Below are 16,945 nucleotides of genomic sequence, written 5' to 3' on the forward strand. Positions count from 1 at the left end.
ATCTCCGGGCGGTGGCGCGCGTGGCTGACGACGACCTCGCCGCCGAGGACGCGGCGCTGCGCCGGGTCGTGGCCGCCGAGCACGCCGCCGTGTGGGGCTACGGGGTGGTCGGTGCGGCCCTGCCCCCGGCCGAGCGCGGCCGGGCCGCCGAGGCGGAGAACGCCCACCGCGACGTGCGCGACCGGCTGGCCGCGCTGCTCGACGAGCGCGAGCTGGACGCGGAGCCCGCGCAGGCCGGCTACGAGCTGCCCTTCCCGGTGCTCTCCCCCGTCGACGCGGCGGCGCTCGCCGCGGGTCTCGAGGCCGGTGTGAGCGCGGCGTGGGTGGCGCTGCTGGACGACGCGGTGGCGGGCTCGACCCGCACGCTCGCCGTCCGGGAGCTGGGCGCGGCGGAGGTCCGGGCCGTGCGCTGGCGCGCGGCGGCCGGTCAGGCCCCGGCGACCACGCCGTTCCCCGGCCTCGCGCTGGGCTGAGCGCTCGGTGGCGTCAGCCCAGGCCGCCGAGGAACGCGTCGGTCACGCCGACCGCGACGCGGCTGGACTGCCCGGCCTCGACGAGCACGGCGAAGGCGATGTCGCCCTGCGGCCCGGCCAGCTGGTAGCCCATGAACCAGCCGTGCGACTCGGGCGGGACGGCGGTGCCGAACTCGGCGGTTCCGGTCTTGCCGTAGACCTCGCCGCGGCCGGCGAGGGCGGTCGCGGTCCCGGTCAGCACGACCTGGCGCATCATCGGCCGCAGCGCGTCCAGCACCGCGGCGTCCGGGCCCGCCGGCGCGGCCCCGGCCGGCTCGGCGCCGACCACCTCGACCGGGACGACCGGCGTGCCACCGGCGACGCCGGCGGCGACCAGGGCCAGCTGCGCGGGGCTCATGAGCACCTGCCCCTGCCCGATCGCGTCGGCCGCCTTCGTCGTCCCCGTGCTGTCGGCGGGCACGCTGCCGCCGAAGACGTCGACCGGTAGCTGCCAGTCCGAGCCGACGCCGTAGGACGCCGCGGCGGCGGCCAGCGCGTCGTCGGGCAGCGCCAGCGCCTGCTGGATGAAGGTGGTGTTGCAGGACTCGGCGAACGCCTCGGTGAACGGCACGGTGCCGAGGTCGAACTGGTCCTGGTTCTCGAACTCGCGGCCCTCGACCACCGTCGTCCCCGGGCAGGGCACCGGCGTCTGCGGGGTCACCGCGCCGGCGCCCAGCAGCGCGGTCGCCGTGATCGTCTTCATGCTGGACCCGGGCGGGAACCGGCCGCTGAGCGCGTTCGTCGGGTTGGCCGCCTCGTTGGACGCGACGGCGAGGATCTCGCCGGTCCCGGGCCGCACGACGACGACGTGCGCGGGCAGGGCCTGCCCGGCGACGGCGGCCTCGGCGGCGTTCTGGATCGCGGGCACCAGCGTGGTCTGCACCGGCTGCCCGGGGACCGGCTGCACGGCGTCGATCTGCCGCCCCTCGTCGCCGGTGCTCTCGTCGGTGCTGACCACCGTCACGGTGAACCCGGCCGTGCCGGTGAGCTGCTCCTGGAAGGCCCGCTGCAGCCCGGAGGTGCCGAGCTGGTCCTCGGCCGCGTACACCGGCCTGCCGTCCACGGCGGTCTCGTCCAGGATCTCCGCGGTCGCCGGCCCGACGCGGCCCAGCAGCCCGATGGCGTAGCGGGGCGTCGGCGCCAGGAGACGGGTGACCACCGGGAACACCGCACCCGGCAGGTCGAACACCTGGGCGCGGATCCGCTCGAAGTCCGGCCGGCGCAGGTCGATCACCGACACGAACTGCCCGGCCGCGGTCGCCTGGACGTCGGCGACGATCTCCTCGGCGGCGATGCCGGTGGCCGCCGACAGGGCCGCCGACAGCGCCGGCAGGTCGGTGACCCCGCCCGGGTCGACGCCGACCCTGACCACCTCGGTGGGGACGAAGATGGGGGCGCCGGTCGCGTCGGTGATCGGCGCGCGGTCGGGCAGGCTCCGGGCGACCTCCAGGTGCTGCCCCTCCCCCAGCTCCGGGTGCACCAGCGCGGGCTCGGCGACGACCTGCCAAGCGTCGTCGGCCTCGCGCAGCCGCAGGGTGGCCTCGTAGCTCCAGTCGGGGGCGGCGGCGAGGTCCCAGGTGGCGGTCCAGGTGGCGGTGGCGGCGCCGTCGTCACCGACCTCGACGTCGCCGAGGTCGGCGGCCAGCGTCGCCTCGGGGAGGTCGGCGGCGGTCTGGTCCAGCAGGGCGGTCGCGGCCGCGGGGTCGTCGGTGCCCTCGGCGGCGGCTGCGGCGTCCCCGCCGGCCCAGTCCGCGAGGAAGGCCTCCGCCGCCTCGCGGACGTCGTCGTCGTCGGACCCGCCGCCGCCCGAGCAGGCGGCCAGCACCGGCACGGCCAGCAGGGTCAGTGCCGAGCCCAGGACCGTTCCCCCACGACACCGCACGTCGACCATCATGACGGAGTCGAACGGCCGCCCTTCAGGGGCCCGCGCCGAGCCTGCGAGGCGTGGGGGGACGGGTGGCCCTTCATCAGAACAGCACGCTGGCGTACCGGCCGACCTCGCGGAAGCCGACGCGGGCGTAGGAGGCCCGGGCGGGGGCGTTGAAGTCGTTGACGTACAGGCTCACCACCGGGGCGATCGCCGTGCGGGCGTACTCGACGACGGCGGCGGTGCCCGCGGTGCCGATCCCGCGCCCGCGGACGGCCGGCGCGACCCAGACCCCCTGCACCTGGCAGACCGTCCGCGACACGGCGCCGATCTCGGCCTTGAACAGCACCCGGCCGTCCTCGATCCAGGCGACGGACTGCCCGGCCCGCACCAGCTCCGTCACCCGGGCGCGGTAGCCGGCCCCGCCGTCGCCGCGCAGCGGGCTGACCCCGACCTCCTCGGTGAACATGGCGACCGCCGCCGGGAAGAGCACGTCGATCTCGTCGGTGCGCACGGGGCGCACGCGCGGCTCCGGCGCCACCGCGGGCGGCCCCTCGATCGCCATCAGCGGCTGGCAGGGGCGGTGGTCGCGCGCCGGCCCCCAGTGCGGGGCGAGCAGCTCCCACAGCGGGTCCACCGAGCCCGCGGGGCCGACGATGGTCGAGCACCGGCGCCCGATGCGGCGCGCGCGCTCGGCGAAGGCGACCGCGGACGCCCGCTCGGCTCCCGGGAGCGCGAACGGGATGAGGTTGGCGCCGGCCAGGCAGACGGCGTCGAGCTCGCGGCCGCTGCCGAAGCCCCACAGCGGTGCGCCGAGCGCGGCCGCCGCGGTGCCGGCCCGCTCGACGCGGCCGGCGATCACGCAGCCGGCGACCGGATCGGTGTCCAGCAGCCGGCGGACGGCCGCCTCGTCGGCGCCGTCGAGCACGCGGGCCGTCGGGGTGGCGGGGCGGGTGGACGACATGGCAAAGCGCGGCGCCGGCGGGCGGGCCGTCAGCCGGCGGTGACGACGGGCGCACCCGAGGGGACGCCGTCGTCGGTCAGCTCGCCCGCGAGCCGCAGCGCCTCCTCGATGAGGGTCTCCACGATCTGCGACTCCGGCACCGTCTTGATCACCTCGCCCTTGACGAAGATCTGGCCCTTGCCGTTGCCCGACGCGACGCCGAGGTCGGCCTCGCGGGCCTCGCCCGGCCCGTTGACGACGCAGCCCATGACGGCCACGCGCAGCGGCACCTCGAGCCCGTCCAGCCCGGCGCTGACCTGCTCGGCCAGGGTGTAGACGTCGACCTGGGCGCGGCCGCACGACGGGCAGCTGACGATCTCCAGGCCGCGCTGGCGCAGGTTCAGCGACTCCAGGATCTGGGTGCCGACCTTGACCTCCTCGACCGGCGGCGCGGAGAGGGAGACGCGGATCGTGTCGCCGATGCCCTTGCTCAGCAGCGCGCCGAACGCGACCGCCGACTTGATCGTGCCCTGGAAGGCCGGGCCCGCCTCGGTGACGCCCAGGTGCAGCGGGTAGTCGCACTGCGCGGCCAGCAGCTCGTAGGCGCGGACCATGACGACGGGGTCGTTGTGCTTGACCGAGATCTTGATGTCGCGGAAGCCGTGCTCCTCGAACAGCGAGCACTCCCACAGCGCCGACTCCACCAGCGCCTCGGGGGTGGCCTTGCCGTACTTGGCGAGCAGCCGCTTGTCCAGCGAGCCGGCGTTGACGCCGATCCGGATCGGGATGCCGGCGTCCCCGGCCGCCTTCGCGATCTCGCCGACCTTGTCGTCGAACTTCTTGATGTTGCCGGGGTTGACCCGCACGGCGGCGCAGCCGGCGTCGATGGCGGCGAAGACGTACCGCGGCTGGAAGTGGATGTCGGCGATGACGGGGATCTGCGAGTGGCGGGCGATCTCCGGCAGGGCCTCGGCGTCGTCGGTGTCGGGCACGGCCACGCGCACGATCTGGCAGCCGGCGGCGGTGAGCTCCGCGATCTGCTGCAGGGTCGCGTTGACGTCCGCGGTCTTCGTCGTGGTCATCGACTGCACGCTGACCGGGGAGTCGCTGCCCACGCCGACGCCGCCCACGTCGAGCTGCCGAGTCCGGCGGCGGGGGGCGAGGACGGGCGGGGGCGCTGCGGGCATGCCGAGACCGACGGGGACTGCCATGACGCCCAGTATCGCCCTCCGTGCGGACCGATGCCGCCGCGCATCCCGTGAGGTGGGCGACCGCCGCTACTGCAGGGTGATGGGGTTGACCACGTCGGCGACCAGCAGGAGCCCCGACAGCGCGATGAACAACCCCGCGACGACGTAGGCGACCGGCATCAGCCGGGCGATGTCGAACGGCCCGGGGTCGGGCCGGCCGCGCCAGCGGGCCACCGTGGACCGCCCCTTCTCGTACAGGGCCCCGGCGACGTGGCCACCGTCCAGCGGGTACATCGGCAGCAGGTTGAACAGGAACAGCACCAGGTTCACGCTGGCCAGCAGGCTGAGGAAGAAGCTGAGCTTCTCTCCGTTGCTGAAGTCCTCGATGGAGAACACCTCGCCGGAGATCCGGCCGACGCCGACGACGCCGATCGGGCCCTGCTCGTCGCGCTCCTCGCCCAGGAAGGCGGCGCGGAACAGCTGCGGCACCCGCTCGGGGATCTCGACCAGCCGCTCGATCGAGTTGGTCACGATCATCCCGAAGTAGCCGGGCATCTCGCCGATCCCCTGCCGGGCGAAGCCGCCCACGGGGCTGACGCCGAGGTAGCCGGCGGTCATCGTGCCGTCCCCGTCGTCGGTGAGCACGGTGTTCTCGATGGGGGTGACGGTGAGCTCCTGCCGCTCCCCGTCCCGCTCGATGGTGAGCGCGAGCTCCTCCCCGGGCGAGTTCCGGATGGCCTGCTGCACCGTCGTCCAGCTGTCGTAGGCGGTCGGGTCGACCGACTCGCCGCCGACGGCGACGATCGTGTCGCCGGGCTGCAGCCCGGCGCGGGCCGCGGGGCTGGCGACCGGCAGCGCGCAGTTCGGCGTCCCCAGGTCGCAGACCTCGCCGGCCTCCGCGCCGCTGGTGACGATCGGGATGTCGCAGACGTCGCTGTCGTCGGCCGCGGCCCGGTCGATGCTCTGCGCGCCGGCGGGGACGACGCAGGCCGGGACGGAGCGCACCTGGGTGGTGATGACGCTGGTGCCGACCGCGGTCAGCGTGATGGCGAAGAACACGACGGCCAGCAACAGGTTGTGCAGCGGCCCGGCCGACATCACGATGACGCGCTGCCACCACGGCTTGGCGTAGAAGACCCGGCCCTCGTCGCCGGGGCGGACGTCGTTGAGCGCCTGGCCGCGCACCTCGGCGATGAACGACCGCATCCGGGTGGCGCGCTTGCTCTCGCCCTCCTCCGCCGGCGGGATCATGCCGACGATGCGGATGTAGCCGCCCATCGGGATGGCCTTGATGCCGAACTCGGTCTCGCCCCGGGTGCGGGAGAACACGGTCGGGCCGAAGCCGACGAAGAACTGCGGCACCCGCATGCCGAACTTCCGCGCCCACATGAAGTGGCCGTACTCGTGGAAACCGATGGAGAACAGCAGGCCGATCGCGAAGGCGACGATCCCGAGGACCGTCAGCAGGATCCCGGTCAGTGCATGCCCCCTGGGTGAGGTGCGGAGCCGATGGCGGCGCGGGCGTGCTGCCGGGCCCACCGCTCAGCGGCCAGGACGTCGTCCACGCAGGTGGGGGCGCCGAGGTCCGGCGCGTCGTCGAGGGTACGCGCGACGAGGTCCACGATGCCGCGGAACGGCAGCCGACCCGCGAGGAACGCCGCCACCGCCTCCTCGTTGGCCGCGTTGAACATCGCCGGCACCACGCCGCCGGCCTCCCCGGCGGAGCGGGCGAGCCCGACGGCGGGGAACGCCTCGCCGTCCAGCGGGGCGAACTCCCACGTCGAGGCGGCCGACCAGTCCAGCGCCGGTTGCACGTGCGGCAGCCGGTCGGGCCAGGCGAGGGCTAGGGCGATGGGCAGGCGCATGTCCGGCGGGCTGGCCTGGGCGATCGTCGCGCCGTCGGTGAAGGTGACCATCGAGTGCACGATCGACTGCGGGTGCACCACGACGTCGATGTCGGCGTAGGGGACGCCGAACAGCAGGTGCGCCTCGATCAGCTCCAGGCCCTTGTTCATCAGCGTGGCCGAGTTGATCGTCACGACCGGGCCCATGTCCCAGGTCGGGTGCGCGAGGGCCTGCTCCACCGTCACGTCGGCCAGGTCGGCGGCGCTGCGGCCGCGGAAGGGGCCGCCGCTTGCGGTGAGCACCAGCCGGGCCACCTCCCCGCGCGCGCCACCGCGCAGGCACTGGGCCAGCGCGGAGTGCTCGGAGTCCACCGGCACCAGCTGACCGGGCGCGGCCGCCGCCGTGACCAGGTCTCCCCCGGCGACCAGCGACTCCTTGTTGGCCAGGGCGACGGTGCGGCCCGCCGCCAGCGCCGACAGCGTCGGCCCGAGGCCGATGGACCCGGTGATCCCGTTGAGGACGACGTCGGCAGGCCGCGCGGCCAGCTCCTCGGCCGCGCGCGGCCCGGCGAGGATCTCCGGCAGCGCGTACTCGCCCTTGGACCAGCCGCGGCGCGAGGCGGCGGCGTAGAAGGCCAGCTGCAGGTCCTGGGCGGCGGTCGCGCGGGCGACGGCGACGGTGCGCACGCCCAGGGTCAGCGCCTGGTCGGCCAGCTCGGCGACGTTGCCGCCGCCCGCCGCCAGGCCCGTGATCATCAGCCGGCCGGGATTCTGCTCGGCGACGGCGATCGCCTGCCGGCCGATCGAGCCGGTCGCCCCCAGGACGGTCACCTCGCGGACGTCGTCCATCGGTTCGCTCACCGTGCCCATGGTCCGCTCACGGACCCATCCTCCCCGACGACGCGCCCTCCCTCGTGCGGTCCGGCCGCGCGGGGGCTGGCAAGATGCGTCCCGTGAGCGAGCAGACCCACCGGGACCGGATCACGACGGACAACCCCGACACCGAGCGGGTCGACCAGCCCGGTCGCGAGGAGGGCGTCGTCCGGCACGGCTCGCACCCGGTCGAGCACGAGCGTCCCGAGGAGTGGGGCTGGCACGGCGAGACCGGTCGCGCGGGTCGCATCGGCGCCTGGATCGCCGCGCTCGTCACCCTCACGTACCTGGTCGGCAACCACGAGGGCCGGGTCGAGGACTTCTGGGTCGTCGGGATCGCGCTGGGCATCGTGCTGATGCTGCTGCTGGACATCCGCCGCCGGAAGAACGCCTGGCGCGCCAAGTAACGGGTGCGGTCAGGCGACCGTGGTCCCGATCGCCAGGCCGATCGCGTAGGTGACGGCACAGGCCAGCGCGCCGAAGAGCAGCTGCCGCCCGCCGGAGAACCACCACGGCCGCCGGGTGAACCGCGCCGAGACGACGCCGGCCACGGCCAGGCCGGCGCCGCCGCACAGCAGCGCCACCCACAGCAGCGAGACGCCGAACAGGTAGGGCAGCAGCGGCACGACCGCGCCGACGGCGAACGTGGCCAGCGAGGAGAGCGCCGCCGTCCGGGGTGACGGCGCGTCGTCCACCGTCACCCCCAGCTCGGCCACCACGTGCAGCCGCAGGGCCGTCTCCGGGTCCCGGGAGAGCTGGGTGGCGACCTCGTGGGCCAGGTCCTCCTCCACCCCGCGCACCCGCAGCTGAGCGACCAGCTCGGCGAGCTCGCCGCGGGGGTTGCGCTGCAGCTCCCGGCGCTCCCGGGTGACCTCGAGGTCGAGCTGCTCGTTCTGCGTCTGCACCGAGGTGTACTCGCCGAGGGCCATCGAGATGGCACCCGCGACGAGGCTGGCGACGCCGGCCAGCAGGATCGCGCGCGGCGCCGCGCCCCCGCCCCCGACGCCCGCGACGAGCGCCGTGTTCGTGACCAGCCCGTCCATCGCGCCGAACACGGCGGCCCGGAGCCAGCCCCCGGAGACGTCGCCGTGGGCGTGCCCGTGCGAGCTCGCGCCGTCCACCGGGCCCTGGGCCCGGTCGGCGGCGCCCGCGGGGCCGCTCACGCGTCGGTCTCGGCGCCCAGCGCGACCGGCTCCTCCACCGGGGCCACCGGCGTGCTGGCGGCCACGCTGGGCACCCCCTCGGCGAGGTCGGCCGCGGCCAGCTGGCCGCAGGCGCCGTCGATGTCCTGGCCACGGGTGTCGCGGACCGTCGTCGGCACGCCGGCCGCGCGCAGCCGGGCGACGAACTCCCGCTGGGCGGGCAGCGGGCTGGCGTCCCACGGGCTGCCCGGCGTGGGGTTGAGCGGGATGAGGTTGACGTGCGCCCGCCGGCGGGCGAGCAGGCGGCCGAGCAGGTCGGCCCGCTCGGGCTGGTCGTTCACGTCGCGGATCAGCGCGTACTCGACCGAGTACCGGCGGCCGGTGCGCTCGGCGTAGGCGTCGGCCGCGGCCACGACCTCGGCGACCTTCCAGCGGGTGTTGATCGGCACGAGGGTGTCGCGCAGCTCGTCGTCGGGGGCGTGCAGGCTGACCGCGAGGGTGACCGACAGGCCCTCCTCGGTGAGCCTGCGGATGCCCGGCACCACGCCGACCGTGGAGACCGTGACCGAGCGCTGGGACAGCCCCAGCCCGTGCGGGGCGGGTGTGCGCAACGCCTCGAGGGTCCGGCTCACGCGGGAGTAGTTGGCCAGCGGCTCGCCCATGCCCATGAAGACCACGTTCGACAGCCGGCCCGGCCCCCCGGGCAGCTCGCCGTCGGCCATCGCCCGGGCCGCCGCCACCGCCTGCCCGATGATCTCCGCGGCCGACAGGTTGCGGGTCAGCCCGCCCTGGCCGGTGGCGCAGAAGGGGCAGGCCATGCCGCAGCCGGCCTGGCTGGAGATGCAGACGGTGGCGCGGTCGGGATAGCGCATCAGCACGCTCTCGACCAGGGCGCCGTCGTGCAGTCGCCACAGCGTCTTGCGGGTGCGGCCCCCGTCGGCGGCCTGGTGCCGGACCGGGGTCAGCAGGCCGGGCAGCAGGGCCGCGGTGAGGGGCTCGCGGGCGGACGCGGGGACGTCGGTCATCCGCGCCGGGTCGCTGGTGCCGCGGAAGAAGTGCCGGGACAGCTGGTCGGCCCGGAACGCCGGCTGGCCGAGGTCGGCGACGGCCGCCCGGGCCTCCTCGCGGGTGAGGTCGGCGAGGTGGCGGGGCGGCTTGCCCCGGCGGGGGGCGTCGAAGACGAGGGGTAGGGCTGTCATGGCGTCGTCCATGGTCCCACTACCGTGCGGCCCGTGACCGACTCGGAGAGGGAGCTCACCCCCGCCGAGCCCGTCGGCGTCGGGCCGTGGGCGGGGCCCTGGCCGGACGACGCCCGCTACGACCCGGAACTGCTCGCGGCGGGCGACCGGCGCAACGTCGCCGACCGGTACCGCTACTGGACGGTCCAGGCGGTCGTGGCCGACCTCGACACCCGCCGGCACCCCTTCCACGTCGCGATCGAGAACTGGAAGCACGACCTGAACATCGGGACCGTCGTCCGGACGGCGAACGCGTTCCAGGCCGCCGGGGTGCACGTGGTCGGACACCGGCGCTGGAACCGGCGCGGCGCGATGGTCACCGACCGGTACCTGCACGTGCACCACTCCCCCGACGTCGCCGCGCTGGCCGCCTGGGCCCGGACGGAGGGCCTGCCGCTGCTCGCCGTCGACAACCTGCCCGGCGCCCGGCCCCTGGAGAGCGAGCCACTGCCCCGCGCCTGCGTGCTGCTGTTCGGCCAGGAGGGCACCGGGCTCAGCGACGCGGCGCGGGACCTGGCCGACGGCGTCCTGTCGATCGCCCAGTACGGCTCGACCCGGTCGATCAACGCCGGCGTCGCGGCCGGGATCGCCATGCACACCTGGATCCGGCAGCACGGCGGGCCGCCTCCGGGGTGACAGGCGCGGGGACACCCGCGAGGCTGCGGGCATGAGCCGCCTCGCCGACGTCGACCTGTCGTTGCACCTGGGCAAGAAGGAGGCCAAGCAGCACCTGGCCGCCGCGCAGCGCCGGCTGGTGCAGCTGCGCCTCCTCCTGGGCGGGCAGGTCGGGTCGGGCGACCTCGGCCCGCCGCTGTGCGTGCTGTTCGAGGGCTGGGACGCCTCCGGCAAGGGCGGCGCCATCAAGCGGCTGGTCTCGGAACTGGATCCGCGGCACGTGCGGGTGGCGCAGTTCGCCGCCCCCACCGCCGACGAGAAGCGGCACCACTTCCTGTGGCGGTTCTGGCCGGCGCTGCCGGGCTGGGGCGGCATGGCCGTGCTGGACCGCACCTGGTACGGCCGCGTGCTGGTCGAGCGCGTGGAGGGCTTCGCCTCCGAGGGGGCCTGGCAGCGGGCCTACGAGGAGATCGTGGACCTGGAGACGACGCTCGCGGCCGAGGGCATGGTGCTGGTCAAGTTCTGGATGCACGTCTCGCCCGAGGAGCAGCTGCGCCGGTTCGAGTCCCGGCGCGACGATCCGCTGCGGGCCTGGAAGCTGACCGACGAGGACTGGCGCAACCGCGCGAAGCGGGAGGCGTACGAGGCCGCCGTCGAGGAGATGCTGCAGCGCACCGACATCCCCGCCGCCCCGTGGCACGTCGTCGCCGCCGACGACAAGCGCTGGGCCCGCCTGGACGTCGTCCGCACGGTGTGCGACGCGATCGAGGCGGCGCTGCGCACCCGCGGCATCGACCCGGGCGGGGCATGACGGCGCTGCTGCACCTGATCGAGCCCGCGGGCTGGCGGGCCGCGCTGGACGCCGGCGCGGTCCGCCCGCCGTCGCTGGCCGAGGCCGGGTTCGTGCACCTGTCCGAGCCCGAGCAGGTGCACCTGCCGGCGGGCCGGCTGTTCCCCGGCCGCCGGGACCTGGTGCTGCTGGTCGTCGACCCTCGCCGGCTGGCCGACCCCGTGCGCCTCGAGCCGGGGGTGCCGGGCGATCCGGAGGCGATGCGCTTCCCGCACCTGTACGGCCCGCTGCCGACCGCCGCCGTGCTCGCCGTCGTGCCGTACCTCCCCCCCGCCGCCCCCGTCCTGCCGTCGCCGGGCGACGCCCTCGGCCGCGCGCTGGCGCACACGCTGTCGCTGCGGACGCGGCGCGCGGCGGAGGTCCGCGACGTCCCCGGCGGCGTCGCGGTGCTGGACCCGGACTTCCCGCACTCCCGCGACGACAACCGGCTGCTGCTGTCCGAGCCCGTCGACGCCGCCACCGTCGAGGAGACCGCCGCGACCATCGCCGCCGAGGCCGGGCTGCCGCACCGCGCGGCCACCCTCCGCTGGCCGGGCGCCGGGGCGGTGGCCCGGGAGCTCGCCGCGCACGGCTGGGAGGTCGAGGAGGTGGTCGTGATGGCCCGGACGGCGCAGCCCCCGCCCGCGGGCCCCCGGGCCGTCCAGGTCGCGCAGCGCGAGGTCCACGGCCTGTGGCGCCGGTCGTGGCGGACGGTGCTCGCCGGTTCCCCGGACCTGGAGGAGGTGGTCGACCAGCTGGTCGGCCGCGAGTTCCGCAACGACCGCGTGGTCGCCGTGCACGACCTCGCGGTGACGGAGGAGGGCCGGCCGGTCGCCGCCGGTCAGCTGCGGATCGACGGCGCCACCGCCGTCGTCGACTCGGTGCTCACCGATCCCGCGGCGCGCGGCCGCGGGCACGCCGACGCCGTCCTGGCCGCGGCGCTGGACGGCGCCGCGGCCGCCGGGTGCGACCTGGTGGTGCTCGAGGCCGCGGCCGACGACTGGCCGCGCTCCTGGTACGCCCGGCGCGGGTTCGCCGAGGTGGGCTCGGTGTGGGAGGTGGGCACCCGTCAGGCGGGCGCCACCCAGGACAGCAGCAGGTAGGCCACCGCGGCCGACGGGAGCAGCGAGTCCATCCGGTCCATGAGCCCGCCGTGCCCCGGCAGCAGGTCGCCCATGTCCTTGATGCCGAGGTCCCGCTTGATGAGGGACTCCCCCAGGTCGCCGAGGGTCGAGCTGACCGCCAGCGCCGCACCGAACAGCACGCCGCCCCACCACGGCCCGTCCAGCCCGAGGGTGACGATGGGGGTGGCGACGGCGACGCAGGCCAGCACCGAGCCCGCCATCCCCTCCCAGGACTTCTTCGGGCTGACCGTCGGCGCCATCGCGTGCCGACCGAAGAGGACGCCTGCGGCGTAGCCCCCGACGTCGTTGCCGACCACGGTGGCGATGAACAGGATCACCCGCGTGGCGCCGTCGTCGGGCACGAGCAGCAGGACGGCGAACCCGGCCAGCAACGGCACGTAGAGCGCGACCAGCACTCCCGTCGAGGCGTCGCGGAGGTAGCCCACCGGGCCGTCGGCCAGCCGCCACAGCAGCACCGCGAGGACGGTCAGCAGGAAAACGACGACCAGCCCGGTCGCGCCGCGGGTCCACGCGAGCGCGACCATCGCCACCGAGCCGACCAGCACCGGGACCACGGGCGGCGCGGCTCGGCCGGCGCGCAGCGCCCTGCTCAGCTCGACGACCGAGACCAGCACCGCACCACCGACGACGACCAGGAACGCCGGCCGGTACACCAGCAGCGACACCAGGACGAGCGCGCCCAGGCTCGCGCCGACGCCGATGGCCGCCGTGAGGTTGCGACCGGCCCGGCCGGCCGCGGGGGGCGGCGGCGGGACCACGGCGGCCACCTCCTCGGTGGGCGGCAGCCGCTCGCCTTCGGAGCCCTCCCCGGCCGGCGGGCCGGCGTGCGTGCCGCCGGCGTGCGGGCCCGCGACCTGCGGGATCTCGGTGGTCGCCGGCGTGGCGTGCCTGCCCGCGTCGACCGGCGGGGCCGACCGCGTGGCGGGAACGGCGATCTCCGCCGTCGGGGGGCCGACCGGCGGGCGCCCGGCCGGTGCCGTCCCGGCCGGTGCCGTCCCTGCCGGTGCTGCCCCTGCCGGTGGCGGCCCGGCCGGCGGGCCGGCGGTGGGTACGGGTGGCTGCCCGGGGGCCGGCCCCGGGCGGACTGCCGGCAGCGGGCCGGTGTCGGACTCGCGTCTCATGGTCGTGGTGCCGGTGTCGCTCAGACCTCGAGGAGCTCGGTCTCCTTGTTCTTGACCGCCTCGTCCACGTGGTGCACGTGCTGCGCGGTGAGGTCGTCCAGCTCCTTCTCGGCGCGTCGCACGTCGTCCTCGCCGGCCTCGCCGTCCTTGGCGATGCGGTCGAGTTCCTCCTTGCTGCGCCGCCGGATGTTGCGGATGGCGACCTTGGCGTCCTCGCCCTTGGCCCGGGCCTGCTTCACCAGGTCGCGGCGGCGCTCCTCGGTCAGCTGCGGGAACACCACGCGGATGATCTGGCCGTCGTTGGTCGGGTTCACGCCGAGGTCGCTGTCGCGGATGGCCTTCTCGATGGCGCCCAGCAGGCTCATGTCGTAGGGCTTGATGACGGCCATGCGGGCCTCGGGCACGGTGATCGACGCCATCTGCGGCACCGGGGTGTACGCGCCGTAGTAGTCCACCGCGATCTTGTTGAACATGGAGGGCGCCGCGCGGCCGGTGCGTACCGAGCCGAGGTCCTCGCGCGCGACCGACAGGGCCTTGTCCATCCGCTCCTCGGCGTCGAGCAGGGTGTCGTCGATCACGGGTCTGTCCCTCCTGCGGCGGCGCCACGGCGGGCCGCCTCTTCTTCGTGCTCCGGTGTGCCCTCGGCGCGCGGCGTCAGGCCGGCGTGCTGATCAGCGTGCCGATCCTCTCACCTGCGACCGCACGCGCGATGTTCCCGTCCTGCAGCAGGTTGAACACCACGATCGGCATCCGGTTCTCCATGGAGAGGCTGATCGCGGTCGCGTCGGCGACCTTCAGCTCGTCGGCCAGGACCGTGGCGTAGTCGAGGTCGGTGTACATCGTCGCGGCGGGGTTGAGCCGCGGGTCGTCGTCGTAGACCCCGTCGACGCCGTTCTTGGCCATCAGCAGCACCTGGCAACCGATCTCCAGCGCGCGCTGGGCGGCCACCGTGTCGGTCGAGAAGTAGGGCATGCCCGCGCCGGCACCGAAGATGACCAGCCGGCCCTTCTCCATGTGCCGGACGGCCTTGCGCGGGATGTAGGGCTCGGCGACCTGACCCATCTCGATCGCCGTCTGCACCCGGGTCTGCAGGCCGACCTGCTCGCAGAACGCCTGCAGGGCCAGGGCGTTCATGACCGTGCCGAGCATGCCCATGTAGTCGGCGTGCCGGCGGTCCATGCCGGCCTCGGCCAGCTCCGCGCCGCGGAAGAAGTTGCCCCCGCCGACGACGACGGCGACCTGGGTGCCGCCGTGGACGACGTCGGCCAGCTGCTGGGCGATGTTGTGCACGATGGTCGAGTCGACCCCCACCCCGCCGCCGCCGAAGGCCTCACCGGAGAGCTTCAGCAGCACCCGCGTGTAGCCGCCGCCGTCGGCCGGTGCGAAGGCCGTGGGGGCGGAGGTGGGCGCGGACGTTCTCGGCGCAGCGGTGTCGGTCAACTGGTCATCCCTCGCTCGACGGTGTGCTGATCCTGCCTCATGGCGCCCGGGCCGACAGCCGGGCCCGGACATGCCACCGGCCCCGCCCGCAGGAAGGGGAGCGCGACAGGACCCCGCCACCCCCTACGCCTCGCGAGCTCGGCGCGGGCCCCTGCGAGGGGGCCGATGGGGGTGACGGGGTCCTGGGTCGTTGCGGTTACGCCTGGCCGACCTCGAAGCGGGCGAAGCGCTCCACGGTCAGGCCGGCCTCGTCGACGATCTGCTTCACCGTGCGCTTGGGCTCGGTGATCGACGGCTGCTCGAGCAGGACAAAGTCCTTGTAGTAGGAGTTGACCCGACCCTCGACGATCTTGGTGATCGCCTGCTCGGGCTTGCCCTCCTCCTTCGCCGTCTGCTCGGCGACCCGGCGCTCGGTCTCCACCGCGTCGGCGGGGACCTCGTCGCGGGTGAGGTACCGGGGACGGGCGGCCGCGATGTGCATCGCGAGGCTGCGTGCCGCCTCCTCGGAGCCGCCGCTGTACTGCACCGCGACACCGATGGCCGGGGGCAGGTCGGTGGCCCGCTTGTGCAGGTAGGTCGCGGTGGTGCCCTCGAACAGCGCGAAGCGCGACAGCACGAGCTTCTCGCCGATGCGGGCCGACTCGGACTGGATCAGCGAGGCGACCGTCTGGCCGTCGATGTCGGCGGCGAGCAGCGCGTCGACATCGGCCGGCTTGGACGCCAGGACGACGTCGAGCAGGCGCTCGGCGAGCTTGACGAAGTCGGCGTTCTTGGCGACGAAGTCCGTCTCGCAGTCGATCTCGAGCAGCGCGCCGTCCCTGCTGACGACGATGCCGTTGGTCGTGGAGCGCTCGAGGCGCTTGCCGACGTCCTTGGCGCCCTTGATGCGCAGCAGCTCGACGGCCTTGTCGTAGTCGCCGTCGGCCTCGGTCAGCGCCTTCTTGCAGTCCATCATGCCGGCGCCGGTGGCGTCGCGGAGACGCTTGACGTCGGCTGCCGTGAAGTCAGCCATGTCTTCTTCCTGGGGAGTCTCGATACGGGGATGAGGCGCCAAGGCCCCCTCGTTCCCCGCCGCGAGCCTGCGGGCGGCGGGGAACGAGAGGGTTCTCGGCTTACGCGTTCTCGGCGCCCTGGGTGCCGGTCTCGGTGCTGGCGGTGGCGGGCACGTCCTCGACGGGCACGACCTCCTCGGCCGTGGCGGTCGGCTCGGCGGCCGGCGCCTCGGGCAGCTCGGTGGCGGCGGCCGGGGTCTCGGGGACCTCGGTGGCGGCCGCGGCCTCGCCGGTCTGGCCGGTCAGCAGCTCGCGCTCCCAGTCGGCCAGCGGCTCGCCGCCGCCGATCGCGGGCTCGGCGCCGTCCTCGCGGCCGGCGTTGGCCTGCGCGGCCGAGCGGGCCAGGAGACCCTCGGCGACGGCGTCGGCCACCACGCGGGTCAGCACGGCGATGCTGCGGATCGCGTCGTCGTTGCCCGGGATCTTGTAGTCGACCTCGTCGGGGTCGCAGTTGGTGTCGAGGATCGCCACCACCGGGATCTTGAGCTTGCGCGCCTCGCCGACGGCGATGTGCTCCTTCTTGGTGTCCACGATCCAGATGGCGCTGGGCACCTTCTTCATGTCGCGGATACCGCCGAGGCTGCGCTCGAGCTTGGCCTTCTCGCGGCTGAGGACCAGCTGCTCCTTCTTGGACAGGCTGACCAGCACGCCGGTCTGCTCCATGTCCTCGAGCTCCTTGAGGCGCTCCAGCCGCTTGAAGACGGTCTGGAAGTTCGTGAGCATGCCGCCCAGCCAGCGCTGGTTGACGTAGGGCATGCCGACCCGCTGCGCCTGCTCGGCGACCGGCTCCTGCGCCTGACGCTTGGTGCCGACGAAGAGCACCGTGCCGCCGTGCGCGACCGTCTGCTTGACGAACTCGTAGGCGTTGTCGATGTACCCGAGCGTCTGCTGCAGGTCGATGATGTAGATGCCGTTGCGCTCGGTGAAGATGAAGCGCTTCATCTTCGGGTTCCAGCGGCGGGTCTGGTGCCCGAAGTGGACGCCGCTGTCGAGCAGCTGCTTCATGCTGACGACTGCCATGGTCGCCTCTCTGTGTGCGCGCGGCCGTCGTGCGGCCGCGGTTTCTCGGTTGTCGCGGGCACCGGTGGTGCACCGCCCTGGCATCCCGGGCGCCACACCACCCCGCGGGTGGAC

17 protein-coding genes are annotated in these 16,945 nt (G+C 74.7%); 5 read left to right on the plus strand and 12 right to left on the minus strand.

Annotated elements, in window-relative coordinates; all coding sequences use genetic code 11:
* Window positions 1-20 precede the first annotated feature (20 nt).
* On the plus strand, window positions 21-473 hold the full coding sequence (locus BMY88_RS10740; protein ID WP_091942985.1) for a ferritin-like domain-containing protein: 453 nt from the start codon (window positions 21-23) through the stop codon (window positions 471-473).
* A 13-nt stretch (window positions 474-486) separates the two neighbouring features.
* Here BMY88_RS10740 and BMY88_RS10745 read toward each other — a convergent pair whose 3' ends face one another.
* The 5 genes from BMY88_RS10745 to dxr all read right to left on the minus strand — a co-directional run bounded on the left by BMY88_RS10745 (window position 487) and on the right by dxr (window position 7,217).
* A complete protein-coding gene (locus tag BMY88_RS10745) occupies window positions 487-2,394 on the minus strand; it encodes a penicillin-binding transpeptidase domain-containing protein (protein WP_244524595.1) in 1,908 nt (635 codons plus the stop codon).
* Window positions 2,395-2,479: 85 nt separating this feature from the next.
* Window positions 2,480-3,343, minus strand: coding sequence for a GNAT family N-acetyltransferase (locus BMY88_RS10750; RefSeq protein ID WP_091942987.1), 864 nt, complete (start codon window positions 3,341-3,343; stop codon window positions 2,480-2,482).
* Window positions 3,344-3,372: 29 nt separating this feature from the next.
* Window positions 3,373-4,533 carry a flavodoxin-dependent (E)-4-hydroxy-3-methylbut-2-enyl-diphosphate synthase gene (gene ispG, locus BMY88_RS10755; RefSeq protein WP_170861062.1) on the minus strand — a complete coding sequence of 387 codons (1,161 nt, stop codon included), beginning with the start codon at window positions 4,531-4,533 and terminating at the stop codon, window positions 3,373-3,375.
* Between the two features lie 66 nt (window positions 4,534-4,599).
* Window positions 4,600-6,051 (minus strand): M50 family metallopeptidase, encoded by a 1,452-nt coding sequence (locus tag BMY88_RS10760; protein WP_244524596.1) that lies wholly within the window; start codon window positions 6,049-6,051, stop codon window positions 4,600-4,602.
* Window positions 5,988-7,217 (minus strand): 1-deoxy-D-xylulose-5-phosphate reductoisomerase, encoded by a 1,230-nt coding sequence (dxr, locus tag BMY88_RS10765; protein WP_244524597.1) that lies wholly within the window; start codon window positions 7,215-7,217, stop codon window positions 5,988-5,990. The genes BMY88_RS10760 and dxr overlap by 64 nt, the downstream gene beginning before the upstream one ends.
* Before the next feature lie 83 nt (window positions 7,218-7,300).
* On the opposite strand from dxr, the gene BMY88_RS10770 reads away from it, so the two are divergent.
* Window positions 7,301-7,636 carry a DUF2631 domain-containing protein gene (locus BMY88_RS10770; RefSeq protein ID WP_170861063.1) on the plus strand — a complete coding sequence of 112 codons (336 nt, stop codon included), beginning with the start codon at window positions 7,301-7,303 and terminating at the stop codon, window positions 7,634-7,636.
* A 9-nt stretch (window positions 7,637-7,645) separates the two neighbouring features.
* Here the strand turns inward: BMY88_RS10770 and BMY88_RS10775 are convergent, their stop codons facing one another.
* On the minus strand, window positions 7,646-8,392 hold the full coding sequence (locus tag BMY88_RS10775) for a VIT1/CCC1 transporter family protein (RefSeq protein ID WP_244524598.1): 747 nt from the start codon (window positions 8,390-8,392) through the stop codon (window positions 7,646-7,648).
* Window positions 8,389-9,570: a dual-specificity RNA methyltransferase RlmN gene (gene rlmN / locus BMY88_RS10780; protein ID WP_091943387.1), complete on the minus strand. Its 1,182-nt coding sequence runs from the start codon at window positions 9,568-9,570 to the stop codon at window positions 8,389-8,391. The genes BMY88_RS10775 and rlmN overlap by 4 nt, the downstream gene beginning before the upstream one ends.
* A gap of 33 nt (window positions 9,571-9,603) precedes the next feature.
* On the opposite strand from rlmN, the gene BMY88_RS10785 reads away from it, so the two are divergent.
* Genes BMY88_RS10785 through BMY88_RS10795 form a run of 3 tightly spaced genes read left to right on the plus strand, consistent with a single transcriptional unit; the run spans window position 9,604 to window position 12,156 of the window.
* A complete protein-coding gene (locus BMY88_RS10785; RefSeq protein ID WP_211435597.1) occupies window positions 9,604-10,245 on the plus strand; it encodes a TrmH family RNA methyltransferase in 642 nt (213 codons plus the stop codon).
* 31 nt (window positions 10,246-10,276) lie between these two features.
* The gene (locus BMY88_RS10790; RefSeq protein WP_091942990.1) at window positions 10,277-11,035 is read left to right on the plus strand and encodes a polyphosphate kinase 2 family protein; all 759 of its coding nucleotides are present in this window, start codon (window positions 10,277-10,279) and stop codon (window positions 11,033-11,035) included.
* Entirely contained in the window at window positions 11,032-12,156 is a 1,125-nt protein-coding gene (locus tag BMY88_RS10795; RefSeq protein WP_091942992.1) for a DUF952 domain-containing protein, read from the plus strand. Before BMY88_RS10790 ends, BMY88_RS10795 begins: the two co-directional genes overlap by 4 nt.
* On the opposite strand, the gene BMY88_RS10800 is transcribed toward BMY88_RS10795, so the two are convergent.
* The 5 genes from BMY88_RS10800 to rpsB form a co-directional block, all read right to left on the minus strand.
* Window positions 12,123-12,965, minus strand: coding sequence for a phosphatidate cytidylyltransferase (locus BMY88_RS10800; protein ID WP_244524599.1), 843 nt, complete (start codon window positions 12,963-12,965; stop codon window positions 12,123-12,125). The two genes, BMY88_RS10795 and BMY88_RS10800, sit on opposite strands and share 34 nt — an antisense overlap.
* 374 nt (window positions 12,966-13,339) lie before the next feature.
* Window positions 13,340-13,897, minus strand: coding sequence for a ribosome recycling factor (gene frr, locus BMY88_RS10805; RefSeq protein ID WP_091942997.1), 558 nt, complete (start codon window positions 13,895-13,897; stop codon window positions 13,340-13,342).
* Window positions 13,898-13,973: 76 nt separating this feature from the next.
* The gene (gene pyrH, locus BMY88_RS10810) at window positions 13,974-14,759 is read right to left on the minus strand and encodes a UMP kinase (protein ID WP_428978314.1); all 786 of its coding nucleotides are present in this window, start codon (window positions 14,757-14,759) and stop codon (window positions 13,974-13,976) included.
* A gap of 196 nt (window positions 14,760-14,955) precedes the next feature.
* Complete coding sequence (gene tsf / locus BMY88_RS10815; RefSeq protein ID WP_091943001.1) at window positions 14,956-15,771, minus strand: translation elongation factor Ts; 816 nt, start codon at window positions 15,769-15,771, stop codon at window positions 14,956-14,958.
* A 100-nt stretch (window positions 15,772-15,871) separates the two neighbouring features.
* The gene (gene rpsB / locus BMY88_RS10820; protein ID WP_091943003.1) at window positions 15,872-16,831 is read right to left on the minus strand and encodes a 30S ribosomal protein S2; all 960 of its coding nucleotides are present in this window, start codon (window positions 16,829-16,831) and stop codon (window positions 15,872-15,874) included.
* Between the last annotated feature and the right edge of the window lie 114 nt (window positions 16,832-16,945).

It is taken from the genome of Trujillonella endophytica (assembly GCF_900110555.1).
Taxonomy (GTDB): Bacteria; Actinomycetota; Actinomycetes; order Mycobacteriales; family Geodermatophilaceae; genus Trujillonella; species Trujillonella endophytica.

What these genes read in the sequence shown, in the direction of transcription:
- BMY88_RS10750 (WP_091942987.1), bottom strand. Translation starts at nt 3,343, where the DNA reads ATGTCGTCCACCCGCCCCGCCACCCCGACGGCCCGCGTGCTCGACGGC.
- ispG (WP_170861062.1), bottom strand. Translation starts at nt 4,533, where the DNA reads ATGGCAGTCCCCGTCGGTCTCGGCATGCCCGCAGCGCCCCCGCCCGTC.
- BMY88_RS10770 (WP_170861063.1), top strand. Translation starts at nt 7,301, where the DNA reads ATGCGTCCCGTGAGCGAGCAGACCCACCGGGACCGGATCACGACGGAC.
- rlmN (WP_091943387.1), bottom strand. Translation starts at nt 9,570, where the DNA reads ATGACAGCCCTACCCCTCGTCTTCGACGCCCCCCGCCGGGGCAAGCCG.
- BMY88_RS10790 (WP_091942990.1), top strand. Translation starts at nt 10,277, where the DNA reads ATGAGCCGCCTCGCCGACGTCGACCTGTCGTTGCACCTGGGCAAGAAG.
- BMY88_RS10795 (WP_091942992.1), top strand. Translation starts at nt 11,032, where the DNA reads ATGACGGCGCTGCTGCACCTGATCGAGCCCGCGGGCTGGCGGGCCGCG.
- tsf (WP_091943001.1), bottom strand. Translation starts at nt 15,771, where the DNA reads ATGGCTGACTTCACGGCAGCCGACGTCAAGCGTCTCCGCGACGCCACC.
- rpsB (WP_091943003.1), bottom strand. Translation starts at nt 16,831, where the DNA reads ATGGCAGTCGTCAGCATGAAGCAGCTGCTCGACAGCGGCGTCCACTTC.